The 18,776-nt window shown below is 73.0% G+C and carries 18 protein-coding genes; 9 read left to right on the top strand and 9 right to left on the bottom strand.

Translation table 11 applies throughout. The features are described from left to right. Positions 1 to 5: 5 nt before the first annotated feature. From ACGFR9_RS02955 to ACGFR9_RS02930, 6 genes are all read right to left on the bottom strand, one after another. Entirely contained in the window at positions 6 to 596 is a 591-nt protein-coding gene (locus tag ACGFR9_RS02955) for an ATP/GTP-binding protein (protein ID WP_393202306.1), read from the bottom strand. Then, positions 583 to 942: a DUF742 domain-containing protein gene (locus ACGFR9_RS02950; RefSeq protein ID WP_393202304.1), complete on the bottom strand. Its 360-nt coding sequence runs from the start codon at positions 940 to 942 to the stop codon at positions 583 to 585. Before ACGFR9_RS02950 ends, ACGFR9_RS02955 begins: the two co-directional genes overlap by 14 nt. A gap of 1 nt (position 943) precedes the next feature. Beyond that, positions 944 to 1,375, bottom strand: coding sequence for a roadblock/LC7 domain-containing protein (locus ACGFR9_RS02945; protein WP_311644532.1), 432 nt, complete (start codon positions 1,373 to 1,375; stop codon positions 944 to 946). Between the two features lie 29 nt (positions 1,376 to 1,404). After that, on the bottom strand, positions 1,405 to 3,756 hold the full coding sequence (locus ACGFR9_RS02940) for a nitrate- and nitrite sensing domain-containing protein (RefSeq protein WP_393202302.1): 2,352 nt from the start codon (positions 3,754 to 3,756) through the stop codon (positions 1,405 to 1,407). 51 nt (positions 3,757 to 3,807) lie between these two features. Continuing rightward, on the bottom strand, positions 3,808 to 4,815 hold the full coding sequence (locus ACGFR9_RS02935) for a substrate-binding domain-containing protein (protein WP_393202300.1): 1,008 nt from the start codon (positions 4,813 to 4,815) through the stop codon (positions 3,808 to 3,810). A 250-nt stretch (positions 4,816 to 5,065) separates the two neighbouring features. Then, positions 5,066 to 5,983 (bottom strand): lytic polysaccharide monooxygenase, encoded by a 918-nt coding sequence (locus ACGFR9_RS02930; RefSeq protein ID WP_393202298.1) that lies wholly within the window; start codon positions 5,981 to 5,983, stop codon positions 5,066 to 5,068. Between the two features lie 301 nt (positions 5,984 to 6,284). On the opposite strand from ACGFR9_RS02930, the gene ACGFR9_RS02925 reads away from it, so the two are divergent. The 4 genes from ACGFR9_RS02925 (at position 6,285) to ACGFR9_RS02910 (ending at position 10,989) form a co-directional block, all read left to right on the top strand. Next, positions 6,285 to 6,932, top strand: coding sequence for a ScbR family autoregulator-binding transcription factor (locus tag ACGFR9_RS02925; protein ID WP_393202296.1), 648 nt, complete (start codon positions 6,285 to 6,287; stop codon positions 6,930 to 6,932). 25 nt (positions 6,933 to 6,957) lie between these two features. Next, positions 6,958 to 8,136 carry a damage-control phosphatase ARMT1 family protein gene (locus tag ACGFR9_RS02920; RefSeq protein WP_393202294.1) on the top strand — a complete coding sequence of 393 codons (1,179 nt, stop codon included), beginning with the start codon at positions 6,958 to 6,960 and terminating at the stop codon, positions 8,134 to 8,136. A gap of 95 nt (positions 8,137 to 8,231) precedes the next feature. Then, a complete protein-coding gene (cyc2, locus tag ACGFR9_RS02915; protein ID WP_393202292.1) occupies positions 8,232 to 10,391 on the top strand; it encodes a germacradienol/geosmin synthase Cyc2 in 2,160 nt (719 codons plus the stop codon). A 46-nt stretch (positions 10,392 to 10,437) separates the two neighbouring features. Then, positions 10,438 to 10,989, top strand: coding sequence for a PDZ domain-containing protein (locus ACGFR9_RS02910; protein ID WP_393202290.1), 552 nt, complete (start codon positions 10,438 to 10,440; stop codon positions 10,987 to 10,989). Here ACGFR9_RS02910 and ACGFR9_RS02905 read toward each other — a convergent pair. After that, entirely contained in the window at positions 10,982 to 11,737 is a 756-nt protein-coding gene (locus tag ACGFR9_RS02905; protein WP_393202288.1) for a phosphodiesterase, read from the bottom strand. The genes ACGFR9_RS02910 and ACGFR9_RS02905 overlap by 8 nt on opposite strands. 190 nt (positions 11,738 to 11,927) lie before the next feature. On the opposite strand from ACGFR9_RS02905, the gene ACGFR9_RS02900 reads away from it, so the two are divergent. Together ACGFR9_RS02900 and ACGFR9_RS02895 are read left to right on the top strand one after the other, a co-directional pair. Further along, positions 11,928 to 13,055, top strand: coding sequence for an aminopeptidase P family protein (locus ACGFR9_RS02900; RefSeq protein ID WP_393202286.1), 1,128 nt, complete (start codon positions 11,928 to 11,930; stop codon positions 13,053 to 13,055). 51 nt (positions 13,056 to 13,106) lie between these two features. Continuing rightward, a complete protein-coding gene (locus ACGFR9_RS02895; protein ID WP_393202284.1) occupies positions 13,107 to 14,042 on the top strand; it encodes an aminoglycoside phosphotransferase family protein in 936 nt (311 codons plus the stop codon). Positions 14,043 to 14,190: 148 nt separating this feature from the next. On the opposite strand, the gene treZ is transcribed toward ACGFR9_RS02895, so the two are convergent. After that, positions 14,191 to 15,936: a malto-oligosyltrehalose trehalohydrolase gene (gene treZ / locus ACGFR9_RS02890; protein WP_393202282.1), complete on the bottom strand. Its 1,746-nt coding sequence runs from the start codon at positions 15,934 to 15,936 to the stop codon at positions 14,191 to 14,193. A gap of 174 nt (positions 15,937 to 16,110) precedes the next feature. Between treZ and ACGFR9_RS02885 the strand changes: the two genes are divergently transcribed. Beyond that, entirely contained in the window at positions 16,111 to 16,662 is a 552-nt protein-coding gene (locus ACGFR9_RS02885; RefSeq protein ID WP_393202280.1) for an FHA domain-containing protein, read from the top strand. Between the two features lie 111 nt (positions 16,663 to 16,773). Here the strand turns inward: ACGFR9_RS02885 and ACGFR9_RS02880 are convergent, their stop codons facing one another. Beyond that, positions 16,774 to 16,971: a hypothetical protein gene (locus tag ACGFR9_RS02880; protein ID WP_393202278.1), complete on the bottom strand. Its 198-nt coding sequence runs from the start codon at positions 16,969 to 16,971 to the stop codon at positions 16,774 to 16,776. Here ACGFR9_RS02880 and ACGFR9_RS02875 point away from each other — a divergent pair. Together ACGFR9_RS02875 and ACGFR9_RS02870 are read left to right on the top strand one after the other, a co-directional pair. Then, positions 16,876 to 18,132: a M14 family zinc carboxypeptidase gene (locus ACGFR9_RS02875; RefSeq protein ID WP_393202768.1), complete on the top strand. Its 1,257-nt coding sequence runs from the start codon at positions 16,876 to 16,878 to the stop codon at positions 18,130 to 18,132. The two genes, ACGFR9_RS02880 and ACGFR9_RS02875, sit on opposite strands and share 96 nt — an antisense overlap. Before the next feature lie 11 nt (positions 18,133 to 18,143). Beyond that, a complete protein-coding gene (locus ACGFR9_RS02870; RefSeq protein ID WP_393202276.1) occupies positions 18,144 to 18,542 on the top strand; it encodes an SSI family serine proteinase inhibitor in 399 nt (132 codons plus the stop codon). Positions 18,543 to 18,776: the final 234 nt, after the last annotated feature.

Below are 18,776 nucleotides of genomic sequence, written 5' to 3'. Positions count from 1 at the left end.
CACCTTCAGCTCGCCGGCTCCGGCTCCGCCTCCGCGATCAGCCGGTCGACCAGTGCGATCAGCACGTCCCGGCACGACTCCCGCTCCCGCGCGTCGCACAACAGCACCGGCACGCCGTCCGGCAGCGTCAGCGCGTCCCGGATGTCCTCCACCGGGTACGGATGCTCCCCGTGGAAGCCGTTCACGGCGATCACGAACGGGATGCCCCGGCGCTCGAAGAAGTCGATCGCCGCGAAACTCGTCTTCGGCCGGCGGACATCCACCAGGACCACCGCGCCGAGCGCGCCGACGGCCAGGTCGTTCCACATGAACCAGAACCGCTGCTGACCCGGTGTACCGAAGAGATACAGCACGAGGTCGTCCGAGACGCTGATCCGGCCGAAGTCCAGCGCGACCGTGGTGGCACGTTTCTCCTCGACGCCGTTGAGGTCGTCGACGTCGAGGCCCGCCATGGTCAGCGGCTCCTCGGTGCGCAGCGGGACGATCTCGCTGACCGAGCCGACCATGGTCGTCTTGCCCACGCCGAAGCCACCGGCGATGAGGATCTTGACCGTGTCGGGTGCCGGACGCGCGGCGGTGGTGTCAGAGCCGGCCAAGGCCCTCCCTCACTTTCTGCAGCAGATCCAGATCCGGGGTGGTGCGGTTGACGGGGTGCGGCGGGTGGATGCTGATCCGGCCCGCCTCCAGCAGGTCGCACAGCATGATGACGACCACGCTCATGGGGAGGTCGAGACGTGCGGCGAGCTCGGCGACCGCCACCGGCGCGGCGCACAGGCGCAGGATCCGGGCATGCTCGGGCTGCGGCCGGGCCGCCCCCTCGGGCTGCGGATCCGCCGCCGTCACCGTGGTGATGAGCGTGAAGTCGGCGCGGCTGGGCCGGGTCCGGCCACCTGTCAGGGTGAACGGCCGTACGAGGCGCCCCGCCGAGTCGCTTCCGCCCACCTCACACGCCGGGGTCGGCGGCGGGCCCGGCGATGTCCCGCGGGGCGGCGCTGAGGTGCTCGCCGATCTTCTTCACCAGCATGTTCATCTGGTACGCCACCACGCCGACGTCCGCGCCCGGCCCGGTCAGCACCACCAGATGGGCGCCGGGACCGGCCGAGGTGAGGATCAGGTAGCTGTGCGCCATCTCGATGAGGGCCTGGCGCACCGGGCCGCCGCGGAAGTCCATGCTGACGCCCTTGCTGAGGCTCATCAGCCCGGACGCGGTCGCCGCCAGGCGCTCCGCGTCGTCCCGCAGGAAGCCGGTGGACTTGCTCACCACCAGTCCGTCCTCGGAGAGCACCACGGCCTGGTTCACGTCGGCGACCCGTTCGACGAGTCCGGTCAGCAGCTGGTCCAGCTGGGTGTGGGTGGCGGGGATGGGGCGTGTCATGACGGTGTTCCTTCGTGAACGGTCGGCGGTCAGCGGTCGGCGGGCGGAGTCGGAAGCTCGTCGGGAGCGGCGGGCACGTGTGCCGGCGCGGCCGTCCCGTCCGCGTCGTCGGTGTCGTCGTCCCGGGCCTGGGAGGTGCCGCGCTGGAAGCCGGCGAGGGAGGAGGCGGCGTGTTCCGCGGTGAAGTCGGCGACGCCGTCGTCGGCGTCCGGCGCGGAGTCCTCGCGGAGTTCGGCGGCCAGACTGGTCTGCGGCACCCGGCGGGGGAGCGGGATGAGTCCGTCCTTCCGTGGAGCGGGCTCCGGCGCGGCGGCCGGGGCGGGCGCGGTCCGTACGGCGGCCGCCGGCCGGGACACCGCGGCGCCAGCGGTCACCTTCTCCCGGTGGGCGTCGTCCACCCGGCCGTTGACGTGCGCCCGGTCCGCGCCGGTTCCTTCCCGCGCACCGCCGGACGCCGCGTCCCGCACCACGATCTCGTGCGGGATCAGCACGATCGCCGTCGTCCCGCCGTACGGCGACGGCCGCAGGGTCACCCCGATGCCGTGCCGGTGCGCGAGCTGGGAGATCACGAACATGCCGAGCCGGAGGTCGTCGGCGAGTGCCACCACGTCGAACTGCGGTGCCTTCGCCAACTGGTCGTTCAGGGAGGCGTAGTCGTCGTCCGACATGCCGAGGCCCCGGTCCTCGACCTCCACGACGAGGCCCTTGGCCACCATCGCCGCCCGCACCCCGACGGGGCTCGGCGCGGGTGAGTACACGGTCGCGTTGTCGATCAGCTCGGCGAGGAGATGGATGACGTCGGCCACCGCGGGCGGCGCGACGGACACCTCCTCCTCGGTGTGCAGCTCCACCCGCTGGTACTCGGCGACCTCACCGACGGCACTGCGCATGATGTCGATCAGCGCGACCGGTTCGCTCCAGGAACGGCCGGGGCGCTCACCGCTGACGATGACCAGGTTCTCCTCGTACCGGCGCAACTGGCTGGCCGTGGAGTCCAGTTCGTACAGACCCTTGAGGACCTCGGGGTCGGTGTGCCGGCGCTCCAGCGCGTCGAGCTTGCTGAGCTGGAGGTTGACCAGGTTCTGGCTCTGCCGCGCGATACCGAGAATGACCTTCTGGAAACCGCGCCGGGTGTCGGCGAGCTCGACGGCGGTGTGCACGGCGGTGCGCTGCGCGGTGTTGAACGCCTGCGCCACCTGGCCCAGTTCGTCGTGTCCGTAGTCCAGCGGGGTGGTGGCCGACTCGGCGTCGACCTTCTCGCCCCGCTCCAGGCGGGCCACCACGTCGGGCAGCCGTTCCTCGGCGAGGCCCAGGGTGGCCACCCGCAGACCGCGCAGCCGGCGGGAGAGCGAGCGGGTGATGCGCCAGGACAGGCCGACGCACAGCAGCAGCGCGAGCAGTCCGGCCGCGCTCAGCGAGGCGGCCGTCACCAGCAGGCTGCGGGCCTCGTCGGCGCTGCGGGTGAGCAGTGCGTCGGTCTGCTGCCGGATCATGGTGGCGTACTGAGGGGAGACCCGGTCCATGGCCTCCTCCCATCGCTCCCGCAGGTCCGGCAGGTCGACCCTGCGCTTCTCACCAGTGGGCGGGGTGGCGAGGATCTGGTCCTCGACCGCCTCCAGGGCGCGCCACTCGGCACTCTGCAGGATCCGCTCGGTCTGGGTCTTGGTCTCGCCGCGCAGGGACGGCACGATCTGGTCCTCGACCAGCCAGCGGCGGGTGTGGACCAGCTTCGCGAAGTCGCTCCAGCCCTGGGTGTCCAGCCGGCCGGCGGGCCAGGCGAGGGTGAGCCGCGCGTCCTCCTCGGAGATCAGCTCGGCCGCGTGCTCCAGCGAGACCAGCGGTCCGGCCTGGGAGGTCAGGTCGCCGTCGTCGACCTGGGAGAGCTCCTGGAAGGCGTGGATCTGGTCGTCGATGATCGAGGTGTACTGGTCGAGCGCCTGCTCGGCGGTGATGTCGCTGGGCTGGTCGACCTGGTCCCGGTAGTACTCGAGGCTGCCCACCGAGCCCAGGACGCCGTACATCCGGTCCGAGATGCGGGCCGGTGCCTCGGCGATCACGTCGGCCTGTCCGACCAGCTTCGCCACCGCCTCGTCGGTCCGCTCGCGCTGGGCGTCGAGGGCGGTCCGGGAGCTCCTCGGCTCGGCCAGCCAGGCGGCGGTGAGCCGGCGCTCCTGCTGCAGGGCGAGCGTGGCGTGGGTGCCCATCGCGCCGGTGGACCGGCTCAGTTCGGTCTGGGAGCGCAGTTGCATCCCCTCGGAGAACATCTGGATCGTCGTCAGGCCCCACATGCCGGCGAGGGTGACGCTGGGCACCAGGGCGAGGAGGAACAGCGAGAGACGTATGGAGCCGAGACGGCGCCGGGCACCTGTCCGTGGAGACATCGTGGTCCTAGGGCGTTCGGTTGGTGGGAGGGGTACGCACGGGCGGGCCCGTCAGCGGGTGCCCGCGGCGGCGAACCCGGCGACCGAGGCGGAGTTGGACTTCGTGACGAACGCCGGCCCGGTGAGCACGGGCGCGACCCCGCCGCCGCTGATGTTGCCGTTGGTCCTGTACAGCCACAGTGCGTCAACGGCGAGGTAGCCCTGCAGATAGGGCTGCTGGTCGACGGCGAACTGGACGTTGCCGCTGCGCACCGCGTCCACGATCTCCTGGTTGAGGTCGAAGGTGGCGATGTCGGCCTCGCTGTCCGCCTCCGCGACGGCGTCGACCGCGGTGAGGGCGTAGGCCGCCCCGTTGGTGACGACCTCGTCGATGGACGGGTCCTGCCGCAGCCGGGCGGCGATGATGCCGGCGACGGCCCGCATGTCGGTGCCGTCCACGTAGAGGTTCTCGGTCGTCCCGCCGAACGTCTTCTTCACGCCGGCGCAGCGGGCCTCCAGGGCAACGTTGCCACGCTCGTGGACGACGCACACGGCGTGCTGGGTCTTGAGCTCGTTCAGCTTGTCGCCGACGGCCCGGCCCGCCACGCTCTCGTCCTGGCCGAAGTACGCCAGCAGCCCCGACGACTTCCAGGCGTCGATCCCGGAGTTGAGCCCGACCACGGGGATGTCAGCGGCCCGTGCCTCGTTCACCGGGCCCTTCATGGCGGCCGGTTTGGCCAGCGTCAGCGCGATGCCGTCGACACCGGCGCGGACCGCCTCGCGGACCAGTTCCGCCTGTCCCGCCGGATCAGGATCGCTGACGTACGTCAGCTCGATGCCGTCCTTGGCGGCGGCCGCCTCGGCGCCCTTGCGCACCCGGTCCCAGAAGGCGTCGCCCTCGTCGCCGTGGGTCACCAGCGTGACCTTCATCCCTTTGGAGCCGGACGTGCTCGCGCCGGAGCCCGAGGAGTCGTCGTCCGAGCCGAGGGCGGAACAGCCGGTCGCCAGCAGGCCGACGGCGGCTGCCAGCGCCACCAGACGGCGTCTCGGAAGGCGGCGGGACGGGGGACGAGTGTTCATGACGAGTACGGACCTCGCTGTACGGCCGAGCAAGAGCAGGGAGGGGAGCCCCGACGGCACCACACAGGTGTACGCCGAACGGATGACTCTCACTGGCCCGGAGCCAACCCTGTGGAACCACTGGTCGTCAAGTGAACAGCCACGTGAAGTGAGGCGTTGCTGCCGCATTGTGATGAACCGTGAGCGTGGTGACGCCACCCGCGGACTCCGGACCGAACGGACGGTACGGGCCCGCTACGGCTCCCGTCCCTCAGCGCCGGCGCAGGCGCAGCGCGAGCGCCGTGCCACCCGTCACCACCAGCACGGCGGCGGCCCCGCCCGCGAGCAGCGGGGCGGAGGGGCCGGACGGGGCGGCGGCGGTGGTGGCGTTCGCGGCGGTGGTCGTCTTCGCGACGGGTGCGGTCGAAGCCGGGGTGGCCGGGGGCGCGGGGGCCGCCGGGGTGTTCGCCGTCTTCGGGCTCGGAGTCGCGGACGGTCCCACCGGACTCTTCCCGGCCGCCGGTTCTGCCGTCTCCTTCTTCTTCTCCTTCTCGGGGAACACCAGGTCCGAGCACGAGTAGTACGTGTCCGGCGTACTGCTGTTCTGCCAGACCGTGTACAGCACATGACGCCCCGTCCGGTCCGACGGCAGCGTCGCCCGGAACCGGTAGGCGCCGTCCGTCAGCGCCGGGTCCGTGACCTGGGCGAACGGCGTCCGGGGCAGATCGGACCAGGTGAGCGGTTTCGCCGGGTCGTAGCCGGGCTTCGTCAGATACATACGGAACGTGCCGGTGTGCGGGATCGTCGAGACGTACGTCATCGGCAGCGCCCCGCCGGGTCCCACCCGGGTCGCCGGCCAGTCCGCACGGGCGAGGTCGAGCCCCCGGTAGTCGGGCAGGCCCCCGCTGCACAGCTTGCCGTCGGGGATGCGCTCCCGGTCCCGGCCGGCCACGCCCGCCACCCGCAGGTTGTCCCACGCCGTGAACGCGGCCCCGTTCGCGGCCACGGCCGCCCGGCAGGCCGGCGAGCCCGCGCGGTCGCCGCCCTCGGGTGAGCAGGCCACGACCCGGCTCACGGGATCCGTCGGCGCCCCGTGGGCTGCCGCCGGTGCCGCGGCCCACAACGGCAGCAGCAGCGGGGCCGTGAGGGCTGCCGCGAGCGCGGTGCGGTGTGCGGTCGTCCGGGGCATCCGGACCGCCTCCTTCGGAGGAACGCGGGAATTCCTCAGGGCAGTACGGAGGCGACCCCCGGCGCGTTCACCGTCGTGGTTTTCCGTGGCCGGTCGGCCCGCCGTTCTCTTTTGTGCCGGCACCTGACACACTTAGATACCGGACGTGCTGTTTTCTTTCGGGGGGCGCGTTCATTTTGGCCGCTGTGTCCAAGTCCGGGACGAATCCGCCTGATGGCCATTGCCGCAGGGTGAGTTATCGTGTACTCGGCGTTAAAACAAACGGCATGACCCGTTCCTTTCCGGCTCAGGAGTTCAGGCGATGGCGAGGCAGGTACGAGCCGAACAGACCCGCGCGACGATCATCACGGCCGCCGCCGAGCTGTTCGACCGGCAGGGCTATGAATCGACCAGTCTCAGCGACATCGTCGAGCACGCCCGGGTCACCAAGGGGGCCCTCTACTTCCACTTCGCGGCGAAGGAGGACCTCGCCCACGCCATCCTGGAACTCCAGTCCGTCACCAGCCGACGGCTGGCCAGGGACACCGAGTTGCGGGGGCACACCTCCCTGGAGGCGCTGATGCGCCTCACCTTCTGCATAGCCAGGATGTCGGCCGAGGACCCGGTGCTGCGGGCCGGACTGCGGCTCGCCACCGGCGGCACCCGCCCGCGCCCCCCGCTCAGCCATCCCTTCACCGAGTGGCTGGACATCGTCACCGCCCGGCTCCTCGGCGCCGTCAAGGAGGCCGACGTCCACCCGGACGTCGACATCGACGTCGTGGCGCACTCCCTGGTCTGCTTCTTCGTCGGCACCCGCGTCGTCGGCCGCTCCCGCGAATCCGTCGCCAGGCAGCCCCGCCGTACGGCCGAGATGTGGCAGCTCCTCATCAGGGGGCTGGTCCCCGTCACCCGGCGCGCCCGCTATCTCAGCCTGGCCGCACGGCTGGAGCGGGAGATCGCACCGGTCTGAACCACGCCGCGTTACGGTGATCCGTATGTCCGATCACCCCACCGCGCCCGTGATCCTCGGCGACGAACCCGGCACCTTCCCGCACGGCGTGCTGGCCGACCGGCACCCCGCGATCATCCGGCAGGTGCGCGAGGCCCTCCCGTACGGGCCCGAGCGGCAGCGGGCCCTCGACGCGCTGCTCACCGAGTGCACGCAGGGCACGATCGAACCCCTCCCCGCCGGCGCGCACGACCGGGAACGCTGGCGGACCTGGGGCACGGACACCTACGCCGGCCGCTCCTGGTTCGACGTGCCGTGGCTGTGGTCCGAGAGCTGGTTCTACCGTCGGCTGCTGGACGCCGTGGGCTACTTCGCCCCCGGGCCCTGGCAGGGCGTCGACCCGTTCCGCCCCTCCAAACTCGCCGAACTCGGTTCACCGGCCACTGACGAGGAACTGGCCGCGCTCGACGACCTCACCGGCCGCCCGGAGCACGAGCGGGCGCGCGCCCTGCTGCACGGCTCCCTGTGGGGAAACCGGGCGGACCTCGGCTTCCGGATGTCCGCCGAGGGCGCCGAGGAGAAGGCCGCCGTACCCGCCCTGGTGGCCGACGACAGCGAGCGGCTGTGGTCCCTGCTCACCGCCTCCGGCACGGGCACCCTGTGTCTCGTCGCCGACAACGCGGGCCGCGAACTCGTCCCGGACCTCCTGCTCATCGCCCATCTGCTGGCCCATGGCCGGATCGGCCGGGCGGTACTGCACGTCAAGCCATACCCGTACTACGTCTCCGACGCCACCACCGCCGACGTCCTGGACGCGGTGCGCCGGCTCACCGGCGCCGGGGGAGCGGCGGCCGCGTACGGGCGCGGGCTGTGGTCCGCCCTCACCGACGGCCGCCTCGTCCTGCGCGCGCACCCGTTCTCCTGTGCGCCGCTGCCGTACGCCGACATGCCGGACGACCTCCGCGCGGACTTCGCCGCCGCCACGCTCACCGTCGTCAAGGGCGACCTCAACTACCGGCGACTCGTGGGCGACCGGTACTGGCCCCCGACCACACCGTTCGCCGAGGTCACGGACGGCTTCCCGGGACCGGTCGCCGCCCTGCGCACCCTGAAGTCGGACGTGATCACCGGACTGACCGCCGACACCGAGGCGGCACTGGTCGCGGCCCAGGGACAACGCTGGCGCACCGGCGGCACCCACGCGCTGATCCAGGTCAGGACATAGCGTCACCAACTCCCTTACGGGGCCTGGTTCACGCGAATGTGTGATCATGCCCGGCCGGACGGATGCCGCCGACGGGCCACGGGTAGCCCCCGGCCATGACGCAGCCGTTCGAACTTCCGCACTTCTACCTGCCGCACCCCGCGCGACTCAACCCGCATGTCGACGAGGCGCGCGCCCATTCGACCGAGTGGGCGCGTGGGATGGGCATGCTGGAGGGCAGCGGGGTCTGGGAGCAGGCCGACCTCGACGCGCACGACTACGGCCTGCTCTGTGCCTACACCCACCCCGACTGCGACGGGCCCGCCCTGTCGCTCATCACCGACTGGTACGTGTGGGTCTTCTTCTTCGACGACCACTTCCTGGAGAAGTTCAAGCGCAGCCAGGACCGGGCCGCCGGCAAGGCCCATCTGGACCGGCTGCCGCTGTTCATGCCGCTCGACCCGGCGGCCGGCGTCCCCGAGCCGCGGAACCCGGTCGAGGCGGGCCTCGCCGACCTGTGGGCCCGCACCGTGCCGGCGATGTCCGCCGACTGGCGCCGCCGGTTCGCCGTCGCCACCGAGCATCTCCTCAACGAGTCGATGTGGGAGCTGTCCAACATCAACGAGGGGCGGATCGCCAACCCCGTCGAGTACATCGAGATGCGCCGCAAGGTGGGCGGCGCCCCCTGGTCGGCCGGACTCGTGGAGTACGCGACCGCCGAGGTCCCCGCGGCCGTCGCCGGGACCAGGCCGCTCAGGGTGCTGATGGAGACCTTCTCCGACGCCGTCCACCTGCGCAACGACCTGTTCTCCTACCAGCGCGAGGTCGAGGACGAGGGCGAACTCAGCAACGGTGTCCTCGTCCTGGAGACCTTCTTCGGCTGCACCACCCAGGAGGCCGCCGACATCGTCAATGACGTCCTCACCTCACGGCTCCACCAGTTCGAGCACACCGCGTTCACCGAAGTACCCGCCGTCGCGCTGGAGAACGGGCTCACCCCGGACCGGACCGCGGCGATCGCGGCGTACACCAAGGGCCTCCAGGACTGGCAGTCCGGCGGCCACGAATGGCATCTGCGCTCCAGCCGCTACATGAACGAGGGCGCGCGTTCCGCCTCCCCCTGGCAGTCCCCGTCCGGCCCCGGCACATCGGCCGCCGACGTCGGCGCGCTCCTCGCCACGGCGGGCGCCGAGCGGCTGCGCGCCCACACACACGTGCCGTACCAGAAGGTCGGCCCCTCGGTCATCCCCGACATCCGGATGCCGTTCCCGCTGGAGCTCAGCCCCGCCCTCGACGGCGCGCGGCGGCATCTGCTGGAGTGGTCGCGGCGGATGGGCATCCTCGGCGAGGGCGTCTGGGACGAGGACAAGCTGGAGAGCTGCGACCTCGCCCTGTGCGCGGCGGGACTCGACCCGGACGCCACCCAGGAACAGCTCGACCTCGCCTCCGACTGGCTCGCCTTCGGCACCTACGGCGACGACTACTACCCGCTCGTCTACGGCCACCGCCGCGATCTGGCCGCCGCCCGGCTCACCACCGCCCGTCTGTCGGCGTGCATGCCCCTCGGCACCGAGGAGGTCGCACCGCCGCCCGTCAACGCCATGGAGCGGTCCCTGATCGACCTGTGGGCGCGCACCACGGCCGGTATGGAGCCCGACGAGCGCCGGCCCCTGAGGGCGGCCGTCGACGTCATGACCGAGTCCTGGGTGTGGGAGCTGTCCAACCAGATCCAGCACCGCGTCCCGGACCCCGTGGACTATCTGGAGATGCGGCGCGCCACCTTCGGCTCCGACCTCACGCTCGGGCTGTGCCGCGCCGGACACGGTCCCGCGGTGCCGCCGGAGGTCTACCGCAGCGGGCCCGTCCGCTCCCTGGAGAACGCGGCGATCGACTACGCCTGCCTCCTCAACGACGTCTTCTCCTACCAGAAGGAGATCGAGTTCGAGGGCGAGGTCCACAACGCGGTCCTGGTCGTGCAGAACTTCTTCGGCGTCGACTATCCGACCGCGCTGCCCGTGGTGCAGGACCTGATGAACCAGCGCATGCGCCAGTTCGAGCATGTGGTGGAGCACGAACTGCCTGTCGTGTACGACGACTTCCAGCTGTCGGACGAGGCGCGGGCGATCATGCGGGGCTATGTGGCGGACCTGCGGAACTGGATGGCGGGCATCCTCAACTGGCACCGCAGCGTCGACCGGTACAAGGACGAGTATCTGTCCGGCCGGGTCCACGGCTTCGCACCGGACCGCGTACCGGCACGGCCCGTGCTGGTCTGACACCCGACCCCACCCGACCAGCCCGTACCCGGAGGCGGAGGCAACCATGGAACAGACCGCGTTGCGGCCCAGGCCGATGCCCGGCGACGGGGCCGGCAGGGGCGAGGGGCCCGGCGGCGGAACGGGCTCCGGCCCGCCCGCCCGGCGGCGCGGGCGGCTGCCGGCCGTGCTGCCGAGGGTCCTGGCCGGGGTGCTGCTGGTGCTGTCCGGGGCCGGGCTGGGGGCGGTGGGGGTCACGGTCGTCGGCGCGGGCGGGCCGGCCGAGCTGAAGCGGCAGACGGGGGAGATGCCCATGGCGGCAGCGGTGGCGCGGTCCGCCGCGCCGTCCGCGCCCGTCACCCGGCTCGGCGTGGAGGTCGCCGACGACAGGAGACCCGGAGCGCTGGTCGTCGGCGTGCACATCCCCGGGCCCGGCTTCTCGGCCGGTCTCGTACGCGGCGACGTCCTCCTCGCCTTCGGCGCCGCCCGGGTCGACTCCGCCGCCGACCTGGCGCGGGCCGTCGCCCGCTCCCGGCCGGGTGACGAGGTGAGACTGACGGTGCGCCATCGAGGCGGCGGCTACCGGCAGTTGACGGCCGTCCCCGGCATCGTCACGTGACCACCCGGAAGTGGGTGGTCAGCCGGCCCTCGTCGTCCAGGACGTGGAAGGCGAGGCCGACCGGGGCGTCCCGGTCCGCGATCTGCTCGCCCTCCCAGGGCAGTCGCAGCGTCCAGGTCACGCCCGGTCCCACCAGCACCGGCCGGCCCGCGAAGGTGGTCGCGGCCGGGGTGTGGGCATGACCGGTGATCAGCCCGGCGATCCGGGGGCGGCGGGCCAGCAGGGCGGCCAGCCGGTCGGGGGAGCGCAGGGGGTAGGAGTCGGGCACGGGGTGGTGCAGCGACACCGGCGGGTGGTGGAAGGCGAGCAGGGCCGGAAGGCCGTCGTCGAGTCCGTCGAGCGCCGACTCGATCCAGGCGCAGGTCTCCGCGTCCAGTTCTCCGTCGTCGCGGCCCGGGATGCTGGAGTCGCACATCAGCACCGCGCCGCCGTCCAGTACCCGCACGCTGTTGACCGGCCCGTCGGTGGCCGGTTCACCCAGCAGGGCCTTGCGGTACGGGGCCCTGCTGTCGTGGTTGCCCGGACACGTCAGCACCGGGAAGGGGGCGGTGCCGTCGCGCAGTCCCAGCAGACTCGCGGCCTCCTCGTACTCGGACTCGGCGCCGTGGTCCGCGATGTCGCCGGTCACCAGCAGAGCGTCCGGCGCGACCGGCAGCTCCCACAGCCGGTCCCGCACCCGCTGGGCACGTTCCGTCGCCCGCGCGGTGCCGTCCAGATGCAGATCGCTGATGTGCGCGAGTACGAGCATGGCCGTATGCCTCCCGGATGTGCCTGGTAACGGTTCGGTGCGATCAAACCATTAGTTCTAATGGCAATGCAATGATCTGGCGTTAGCTTCGGTGGTCCGCCGGGCGAACACCGGCAACCGGCTCGCGCCACCCCCGTCCGGCGGGCAGGATGCTGCCCGTAACCTGACGTCCGCCCTGGGAGGCCCTTGTATGACCGGCGCCGCGTCCGAGTCCTTCACCGCCGACGACCACGGGGCCCGCATGGAGCGTGCGGCACGGCAGGCCGCCGAAGCCGGGCTCGCCGGACTGCTGGTGGCACCCGGCCCCGACCTGGTGTGGTTCACCGGCTACACCCCCACCGCCGCCACCGAGCGGCTCACCCTGCTGGTCCTGGCCGCCGGCCGCGACCCCGTGCTCGTCGTCCCCACCCTGGAGGCCCCCGACGCCGAACGCGCCCTGGGCGCCTGTGCGCTCACCCTGCGCGACTGGACCGACGGCAAGGACCCCTACGCGGCCACCGCCGCCCTGCTGGACGCGAACGGCCGGTTCGGCATCAGCGACAACGCCTGGGCCATGCATCTGCTCGGCCTGCAGGCAGCCCTGCCCGGCACCTCGTACGCCTCCCTCACCGAGGCTCTGCCCATGCTGCGCGCCGTCAAGGACGCCGCCGAGCTGGAGCTCCTGGCCGCCGCGGGGGCCGCGGCCGACGCCGCCTTCGAGGAGATCAGGCAGGTCGCCTTCGCCGGCCGCCGCGAGACCGACGTCGCCGCCGATCTCGCCGCCCTGCTGCGCCGCTTCGGACACTCCCAGGTCGACTTCACGATCGTCGCCTCCGGCCCCAACGGCGCCAACCCGCACCACGAGATCGGCGACCGCGTCATCGAACGCGGCGACATGGTCGTCCTCGACTTCGGCGGCCTCAAGGACGGCTACGGCTCCGACACCTCCCGCACCGTCCACGTCGGCGAACCCACCGACGAGGAGCGCCGGGTGCATGACCTCGTGCGCGAGGCGCAGGAGGCCGGCTTCCGCGCGGTACGGCCCGGCGTCGCCTGCCAGGAAGTCGACCGGGCCGCCCGCGCGGTCATCGCCGACGCCGGGTACGGGGAGTACTTCATCCACCGCACCGGCCACGGCATCGGCGTCACCACGCACGAACCGCCGTACATGATCGAGGGCGAGGAGCAGCCCCTCGTCCCCGGCATGTGCTTCTCCGTCGAACCGGGCGTCTATCTGCCCGGCCGGTTCGGTGTGCGTATCGAGGACATCGTGACCGTGACCGAGGACGGCGGCCGGCGGCTGAACAACACAGAGCGGGAGATGGTCATAGTGGACTGAGCGGTTCCCCACGTCCCCCCGACCGCCTCCCCGAACGGCAACGGCGCGCCCATGACCCAGGCACCGACCCCCACCGCGGACACCGTCCGCCGACTGGCCCGCACCCTGCTGAACGACGGCGGCGGCGGTGCGGGACCCGACGTCAGGCCCGTCGCCGAAGGCGCGGAGCCTGCCACCTGGTGGGTCGGCGCCCGCCATGTGCTGCGCCTCGCCCCGGACCGGGAGACCGGCACCCTCCGGCGCCGCGAGCTGCGGCTGCGCGACCTCGTACGCGCCCACCTCCCGGTCGCGCTGCCGTCCACCGTGGCACACGGCGAGTGGGCGCCCGGCCTGTTCTGCGCCCTGGACACCCGGCTGGCCGGCGGGACGGGGGAGGAGCACACCGTGTCGGCCGTCGGCGAGGCCGACCTGGCCGGCCTGCTCGCGGGGCTGCGGGAGGTGCCGGTACGGCAGGCGGAGACACTCGGCGTGCCACGTGTCCCCCCGCGCTCCCTGGAGGCCCTGCGCAGGGCCGCCGTGGGGGCCGCGGAACACCTCGCGACCGCCGACGAGTTCGACCCGGTCCGGCTGAACCAGCTCACCCCGCCCGCCGCGGTCCAGCTCGCCTGCCAGCCCGGTACGGCCGTCCTCGTCCACCACGCCCTCACCGGCGGGCACCTCGTGGTCAGCGCGGACGGGCGCGTACGGGGTGTCCTCGGCTGGGACGCGGCGGTGGTCGGCGACCCCGCCGAGGACATCGCGGGCCTCGCGCTCGCCGTCGGCGCCCCGGCCGCCGTACGCGCCGCCACCCTCGCCGGCTACGGCGCCCGCCCCTGTCTGCGCGGCCTGTGGCTGGCCCGCTGCGACGCCGTCCTCCACCTCACCGACACCCTCACCGGCGGCACGGCCACCCCGCCCCTCACCCTGCGCACCCGGCTGCGCCACGCCTGGGAACCGATCATGCTGGAACGCGTGAGCGACCTCGGCGGGGGCGACGAGGCCCCGTAGCCGCCCGCTCCCGCAGCGGTACCCCGTCCGGGCGTAGGCCGCAGTGACCGGGCGCGCCCGCTCGAGAGCCCCCACCGGGCAGCCGCGGCACGCCTTCGCGCGGCGGCCCTGACCGGGCGCGACCGCCGGGGAGCCGCCCCGTGGCCGCCTACGCCCGCAGCAGTACCACCGCCGACTCCGCGGGCAGCCGCAGCACCCCGTCCGCGCCCGGGGGCTCCACCGGCTCCCACGCCGCGAGTACGCGCGCGTCGGTGATGCCCAGGGGGATCGCCGCCGGTTCCTCGCCGAGGTTGACGGCCACCCGGACGTCGCCCCGGCGGAAGGCCAGCCAGCGGTGCTCCTGGTCGTGGGCGACCTTGGTGTCGCCGAGGTCGGGGTCGGTGAGGTCCGGCTGCTCGCGGCGCAGGGCGATCAGGTCCCGGTACCAGGACAGTACGCGCGCGTGCGGCTCGCGCTCCGGCTCCGACCAGTCCAGGCAGGAGCGGTCGCGGGTGGCGGGGTCCTGCGGATCCGGCACGTCCTGCTCGGCCCAGCCGTGCGCGGCGAACTCCCGCCGCCTGCCCGCGCTCACCGCCTTCGCCAGCTCGGGGTCCGTGTGGTCGGTGAAGAACTGCCAGGGCGTGCCCGCCGCCCACTCCTCGCCCATGAACAGCATCGGCGTGAACGGAGCGGTCAGCGTCAGGGCCGCCGCGCAGGCCAGCAGCCCGGGGGAGACCAGCGCGGCCAGCCGGTCGCCGCGGGCGCGGTTGCCGATCTGGTCGTGGGTCTGGCTGTAGCCGAGCAGTCGGTGCCCGGCCACCCGGTCCAGGTCCAGCGGGCGGCCGTGGTGCCGGCCCCGGAATCCGGAATACGTGCCGTCGTGGAAGAACCCGCCGGTGAGCGTTTTGGCGAGGGCCGCGAACGGGTCACGCGCGAAGTCGGCGTAGTAGCCCTGTCCCTCACCCGTCAGCGCGGTGTGCAGCGCGTGATGGAAGTCGTCGTTCCACTGCGCGTGCAGCCCGAGACCGCCCTGCGCGCGAGGCGTGATCAGCCGGGGGTCGTTCAGGTCCGACTCGGCGATCAGGAACAGCGGCCGGCCGGTGTCGGCGGCGAGGGCGTCCACGGCCCCGGACAGCTCCTCCAGGAAGTGGCACGCGCGCGTGTCCATCAGCGCGTGCACCGCGTCGAGCCGCAGCCCGTCGATCCGGTAGTCCCGCAGCCACGCCAGCGCGCTGTCCACGAGGAAGCCGCGCACCTCGTCCGAGCCGGGCGCGTCCAGATTGACGGCCGCGCCCCACGGCGTGTGATGCGTGTCCGTGAAGTACGGTCCGAAGGGGGGGAGATGGTTCCCGGACGGCCCCAGATGGTTGTGCACGACGTCCAGTACGACACCCAGCCCGAGCGCGTGCGCCCGGTCGACGAAGCGTTTCAGACCCTCGGGCCCGCCGTACGGCTCGTGCACCGCCCACAGCGACACCCCCTCGTACCCCCAGCCGTGCGTACCCGGGAACGGGCACACCGGCATCAGCTCCACATGAGTCACACCCAGGTCCGCGAGACGACCGAGCCGTTCGGCCGCCGCGTCGAAGGTGCCCTCGCGCGTGTACGTGCCCACGTGCAGCTCGTACAGCACCGCGCCGGGCAGCGGACGCCCCGCCCACTCCGTACGCCACTCGAACCGGTCGTGGTCGACGACCGCGCTGAGTCCGTCCGGCCCGTCCGGCTGGCGGCGCGACCGCGGATCGGGCAGGACGGGGCCGTCGTCCAGCGCGAAGCCGTACCGGGAGCCGTCGCGCGCCCCGGCCTCCCCCCGCCACCACCCCTCCCGCTCCGGATCGCGCTCCAACCCGCGCGTGACGTCCTCGCACCGGAGCGTCACTCGGCCGGCCTGCGGTGCCCACACCTCGAACTGCACGGACGGTTCCCCTTCGTCTGCTCACTGTGAGGTAGCGCGTCCATCGTGCGCCATGGGAGATCAATTCGCCGGGGGATCCGCCCTTTTGCGGCAGGTGTCGCCCGGCACGCGCGCGTGGTGACCGTTTCCCCGCTTTCTGGACAGCCCGGCCGTCACTGACCGACAATCAGCGGTGTGACGTCGTCCTTCGAGTTCCACACGTACCCCGCGCGGCTCTCCGACGCGGAGCGCGACAAAGCGCTGAGCGTGCTGCGGGACGGCGTCGCCATGGGCCGCCTGTCGCACGACACCTTCGTCCGGCGCATGGAACTCGCCCTCGCGGCACGCGGTTCCGACGAACTCGCCGCGCTCACCGCCGACCTTCCGCAGGAGAGCCGCCTCTCGCGCCTGGTGTTCGGCGGCGTGGCCGCCGTCTCCGGATTCACCGTACGGCTGCGCCGCGCCTGGCAGGCCGAGAAGCTCCCCAAACTGCTGCTGCCGCACCCGGCGTCCGGCCACCCCCTGCGGATAGGCCGCGACCCCGGCAGCGGGCTGCGGATCAGCCATGAGACGGTCTCGCGCGTGCACGCCGAACTCCGCCACCAGGGCGGCGTCTGGGTGCTGCGCGACCTCGGCTCCACCAACGGGACCACGGTGAACGGGCGTCGCGTGGTCGGCGCGGCCGTCGTCCGTGAGGGCGACCAGATCGGCTTCGGCCGGATCACCTACCGGCTCGCCACGCACTGACCCCGTCGGACGCCGGGCAAGTCCCCATGGCCGTCGCGGTGTTGACGTACCCCGGAAGTCGTGACTGACTGTGCGTACGCCACGCACTCCCGGTGATACGACGGCGCCACTTCACGGAGGTGTGCCCTGCCGCCCCTCCTGCGCTACCCGACCGTCGACGAACTGGGCGCGCGGGCCGCCGCCCTTGTCGCCCGCCACCCGCACGACGCCCGGCTGCGCCGCGTCGGCGCCTCCCGCGCGGGCATCCCGCTGTGGCTGCTCAGCGTCGGCCACGGCGACCGCCAGGCCCTCGTGGTCGCCGGACCGCACGCCAACGAGCCCATGGGCGGCGCCACCGTGCTGCGCCTGGCCGAGCGGGCCCTGGCCGACCCCCGGCTCACCGAGGGCGCCGACGCCACCTGGAATCTGCTGCTCTGCCTCGACCCCGACGGACTGCGCCGCAACGAGCGCTGGCTCACCGGGCCGTACACGCTCGGCCGGCACTTCCGGAACTTCTTCCGGCCCGGCTTCCTGGAGCAGCCCGAATGGCTGCCCGACGGCGCCGCCGCGGCCGCGCTGCCCGAGACGCGCACCCTGCTCGCCCTCCAGGACGAACTGCGGCCCTTCCTCCAGTGCTCCCTGCACGGCGTCGACATCGGCGGCGGCTTCGTCGAACTCACCCACGACCTGCCGGGCCTGGACCGGCGGGTCGCGACCATCGCCACCCGTCTCGGCGTCCCACGCGAGCTCGGCGCCTACGACGCCCTGTACTGGCCCCGTCTCGGCCCCGCCGTCTACCGCATCCCGCCCCCGCACCGGCGCGACCTCGCCGCCGCCATCACCGAGGCCGCCGTCGAGTCGACGTGGTTCCACCCGCACCGGTACGGCACCGTCACCGCGGTCGTCGAGGCCCCCATGTGGGGCGTGGCGGCCGTGGGGGACGGCTCCCCGCACCCCGACGCGGAGGCGGAGCTGCGGTCCGTCAGCCGCACCCTGCGCCAGGACACGCTGCTGCTGACGGGCCTGACCGCCCGTATCCGGCCCTACCTCGCCGGCGTCCCCGACGCGGCGCGGCTGCTCGCCCCGGTCGACGACTATCTCCTGGTCTGCCCCGGGCTCGCCGACGCGTGGGACCCCGACTGGGGTAACGATTCTGCACATCCGCTGCCATCCATGACCACCGCCGGCCTCGCCGCGCTGCGCCTCGCCGGACGGCGGCTCGCCCTGCGCACGGCGGGACTGCTGCACCAGCTGGTGACCCGGGCCGGACGCGACCCCAGCGGGGCGCTGCCGGAGCTGGACCGGCTCATCGACGCGCGGTGCGCCGACTGCCGGGACGGGTTCGGGGCGCGCTGGATCACGGTCGCACGCCAGGCCGAGTACCAGGCGCGCGTCGTCCTCGCCGCGTTCGAGCTGGCCGGCCGCGGACCCTTCCGTTCGGGTGAGCCGGGGTGGGGTCCGGGGAGCGCCGTGCCGATGCATCGGGAATGACACACACCTCGGTGAGAACCGTACGGGCGGGACTGCTCGCCGCCCTCGTCCTGCTCGCGTGCGCGGCACCCGCGCGGCCGGACGCCCCCGGCGAGGACAGCTGGCTGCTGCTCACGGTGACCCAGGGCGAGACTCCGTCCACGGCCCGGAACGGCACGATGCTCCGCTGCGACCCGCCGCGCGGCCACCGCCACGCGGCCGAAGCCTGCGCCGACCTGACCAGGGCGAACGGCCACATCCCCGACATCCCTCCCCGGGAGAACGCCGTCTGCCCCATGCTCTACGCCCCCGTAACCGCCCAGGCGACGGGCCAATGGCAGGGCCACCCGATCACCTACACCCACACCTTCCCCAACCCCTGCACGATGACAGCCCAAACGGGCGCGATCTTCACCCTGGACGAGACCTAGCCCCCACGAACACCCACACCCCCTGACTGCGCACCGCCGCATGGCCGCGGGCCGCCCGCGCCGCGTGGTCACGGCCGCCCGCGTCGCGTGGCTGCGGCCGCCTACGCCGCGTGGTCACGGGCCCCCGCGTCGCGTGGCTGCGGCCGCCTACGCCGCGTGGTCACGGGCCCCCGCGTCGCGTGGCTGCGGGCGCCTACGCCGCGTGGCTGCGGGCACCCGCGCCGTCGGACTGCG

Source organism: Streptomyces sp. NPDC048584 (assembly GCF_043199595.1).
GTDB classification, from domain to species: domain Bacteria; phylum Actinomycetota; class Actinomycetes; order Streptomycetales; family Streptomycetaceae; genus Streptomyces; species Streptomyces edwardsiae.
This window is presented reverse-complemented; position numbering and strand designations above follow the sequence as displayed.

Coding starts and splice junctions, on each gene's coding strand:
- ACGFR9_RS02945 (WP_311644532.1), bottom strand. CDS start 1,375: ATGACACGCCCCATCCCCGCCACCCACACCCAGCTGGACCAGCTGCTG.
- ACGFR9_RS02940 (WP_393202302.1), bottom strand. CDS start 3,756: ATGTCTCCACGGACAGGTGCCCGGCGCCGTCTCGGCTCCATACGTCTC.
- ACGFR9_RS02935 (WP_393202300.1), bottom strand. CDS start 4,815: ATGAACACTCGTCCCCCGTCCCGCCGCCTTCCGAGACGCCGTCTGGTG.
- ACGFR9_RS02930 (WP_393202298.1), bottom strand. CDS start 5,983: ATGCCCCGGACGACCGCACACCGCACCGCGCTCGCGGCAGCCCTCACG.
- ACGFR9_RS02925 (WP_393202296.1), top strand. CDS start 6,285: ATGGCGAGGCAGGTACGAGCCGAACAGACCCGCGCGACGATCATCACG.
- ACGFR9_RS02920 (WP_393202294.1), top strand. CDS start 6,958: ATGTCCGATCACCCCACCGCGCCCGTGATCCTCGGCGACGAACCCGGC.
- cyc2 (WP_393202292.1), top strand. CDS start 8,232: ATGACGCAGCCGTTCGAACTTCCGCACTTCTACCTGCCGCACCCCGCG.
- ACGFR9_RS02910 (WP_393202290.1), top strand. CDS start 10,438: ATGGAACAGACCGCGTTGCGGCCCAGGCCGATGCCCGGCGACGGGGCC.
- ACGFR9_RS02905 (WP_393202288.1), bottom strand. CDS start 11,737: ATGCTCGTACTCGCGCACATCAGCGATCTGCATCTGGACGGCACCGCG.
- ACGFR9_RS02900 (WP_393202286.1), top strand. CDS start 11,928: ATGACCGGCGCCGCGTCCGAGTCCTTCACCGCCGACGACCACGGGGCC.
- ACGFR9_RS02895 (WP_393202284.1), top strand. CDS start 13,107: ATGACCCAGGCACCGACCCCCACCGCGGACACCGTCCGCCGACTGGCC.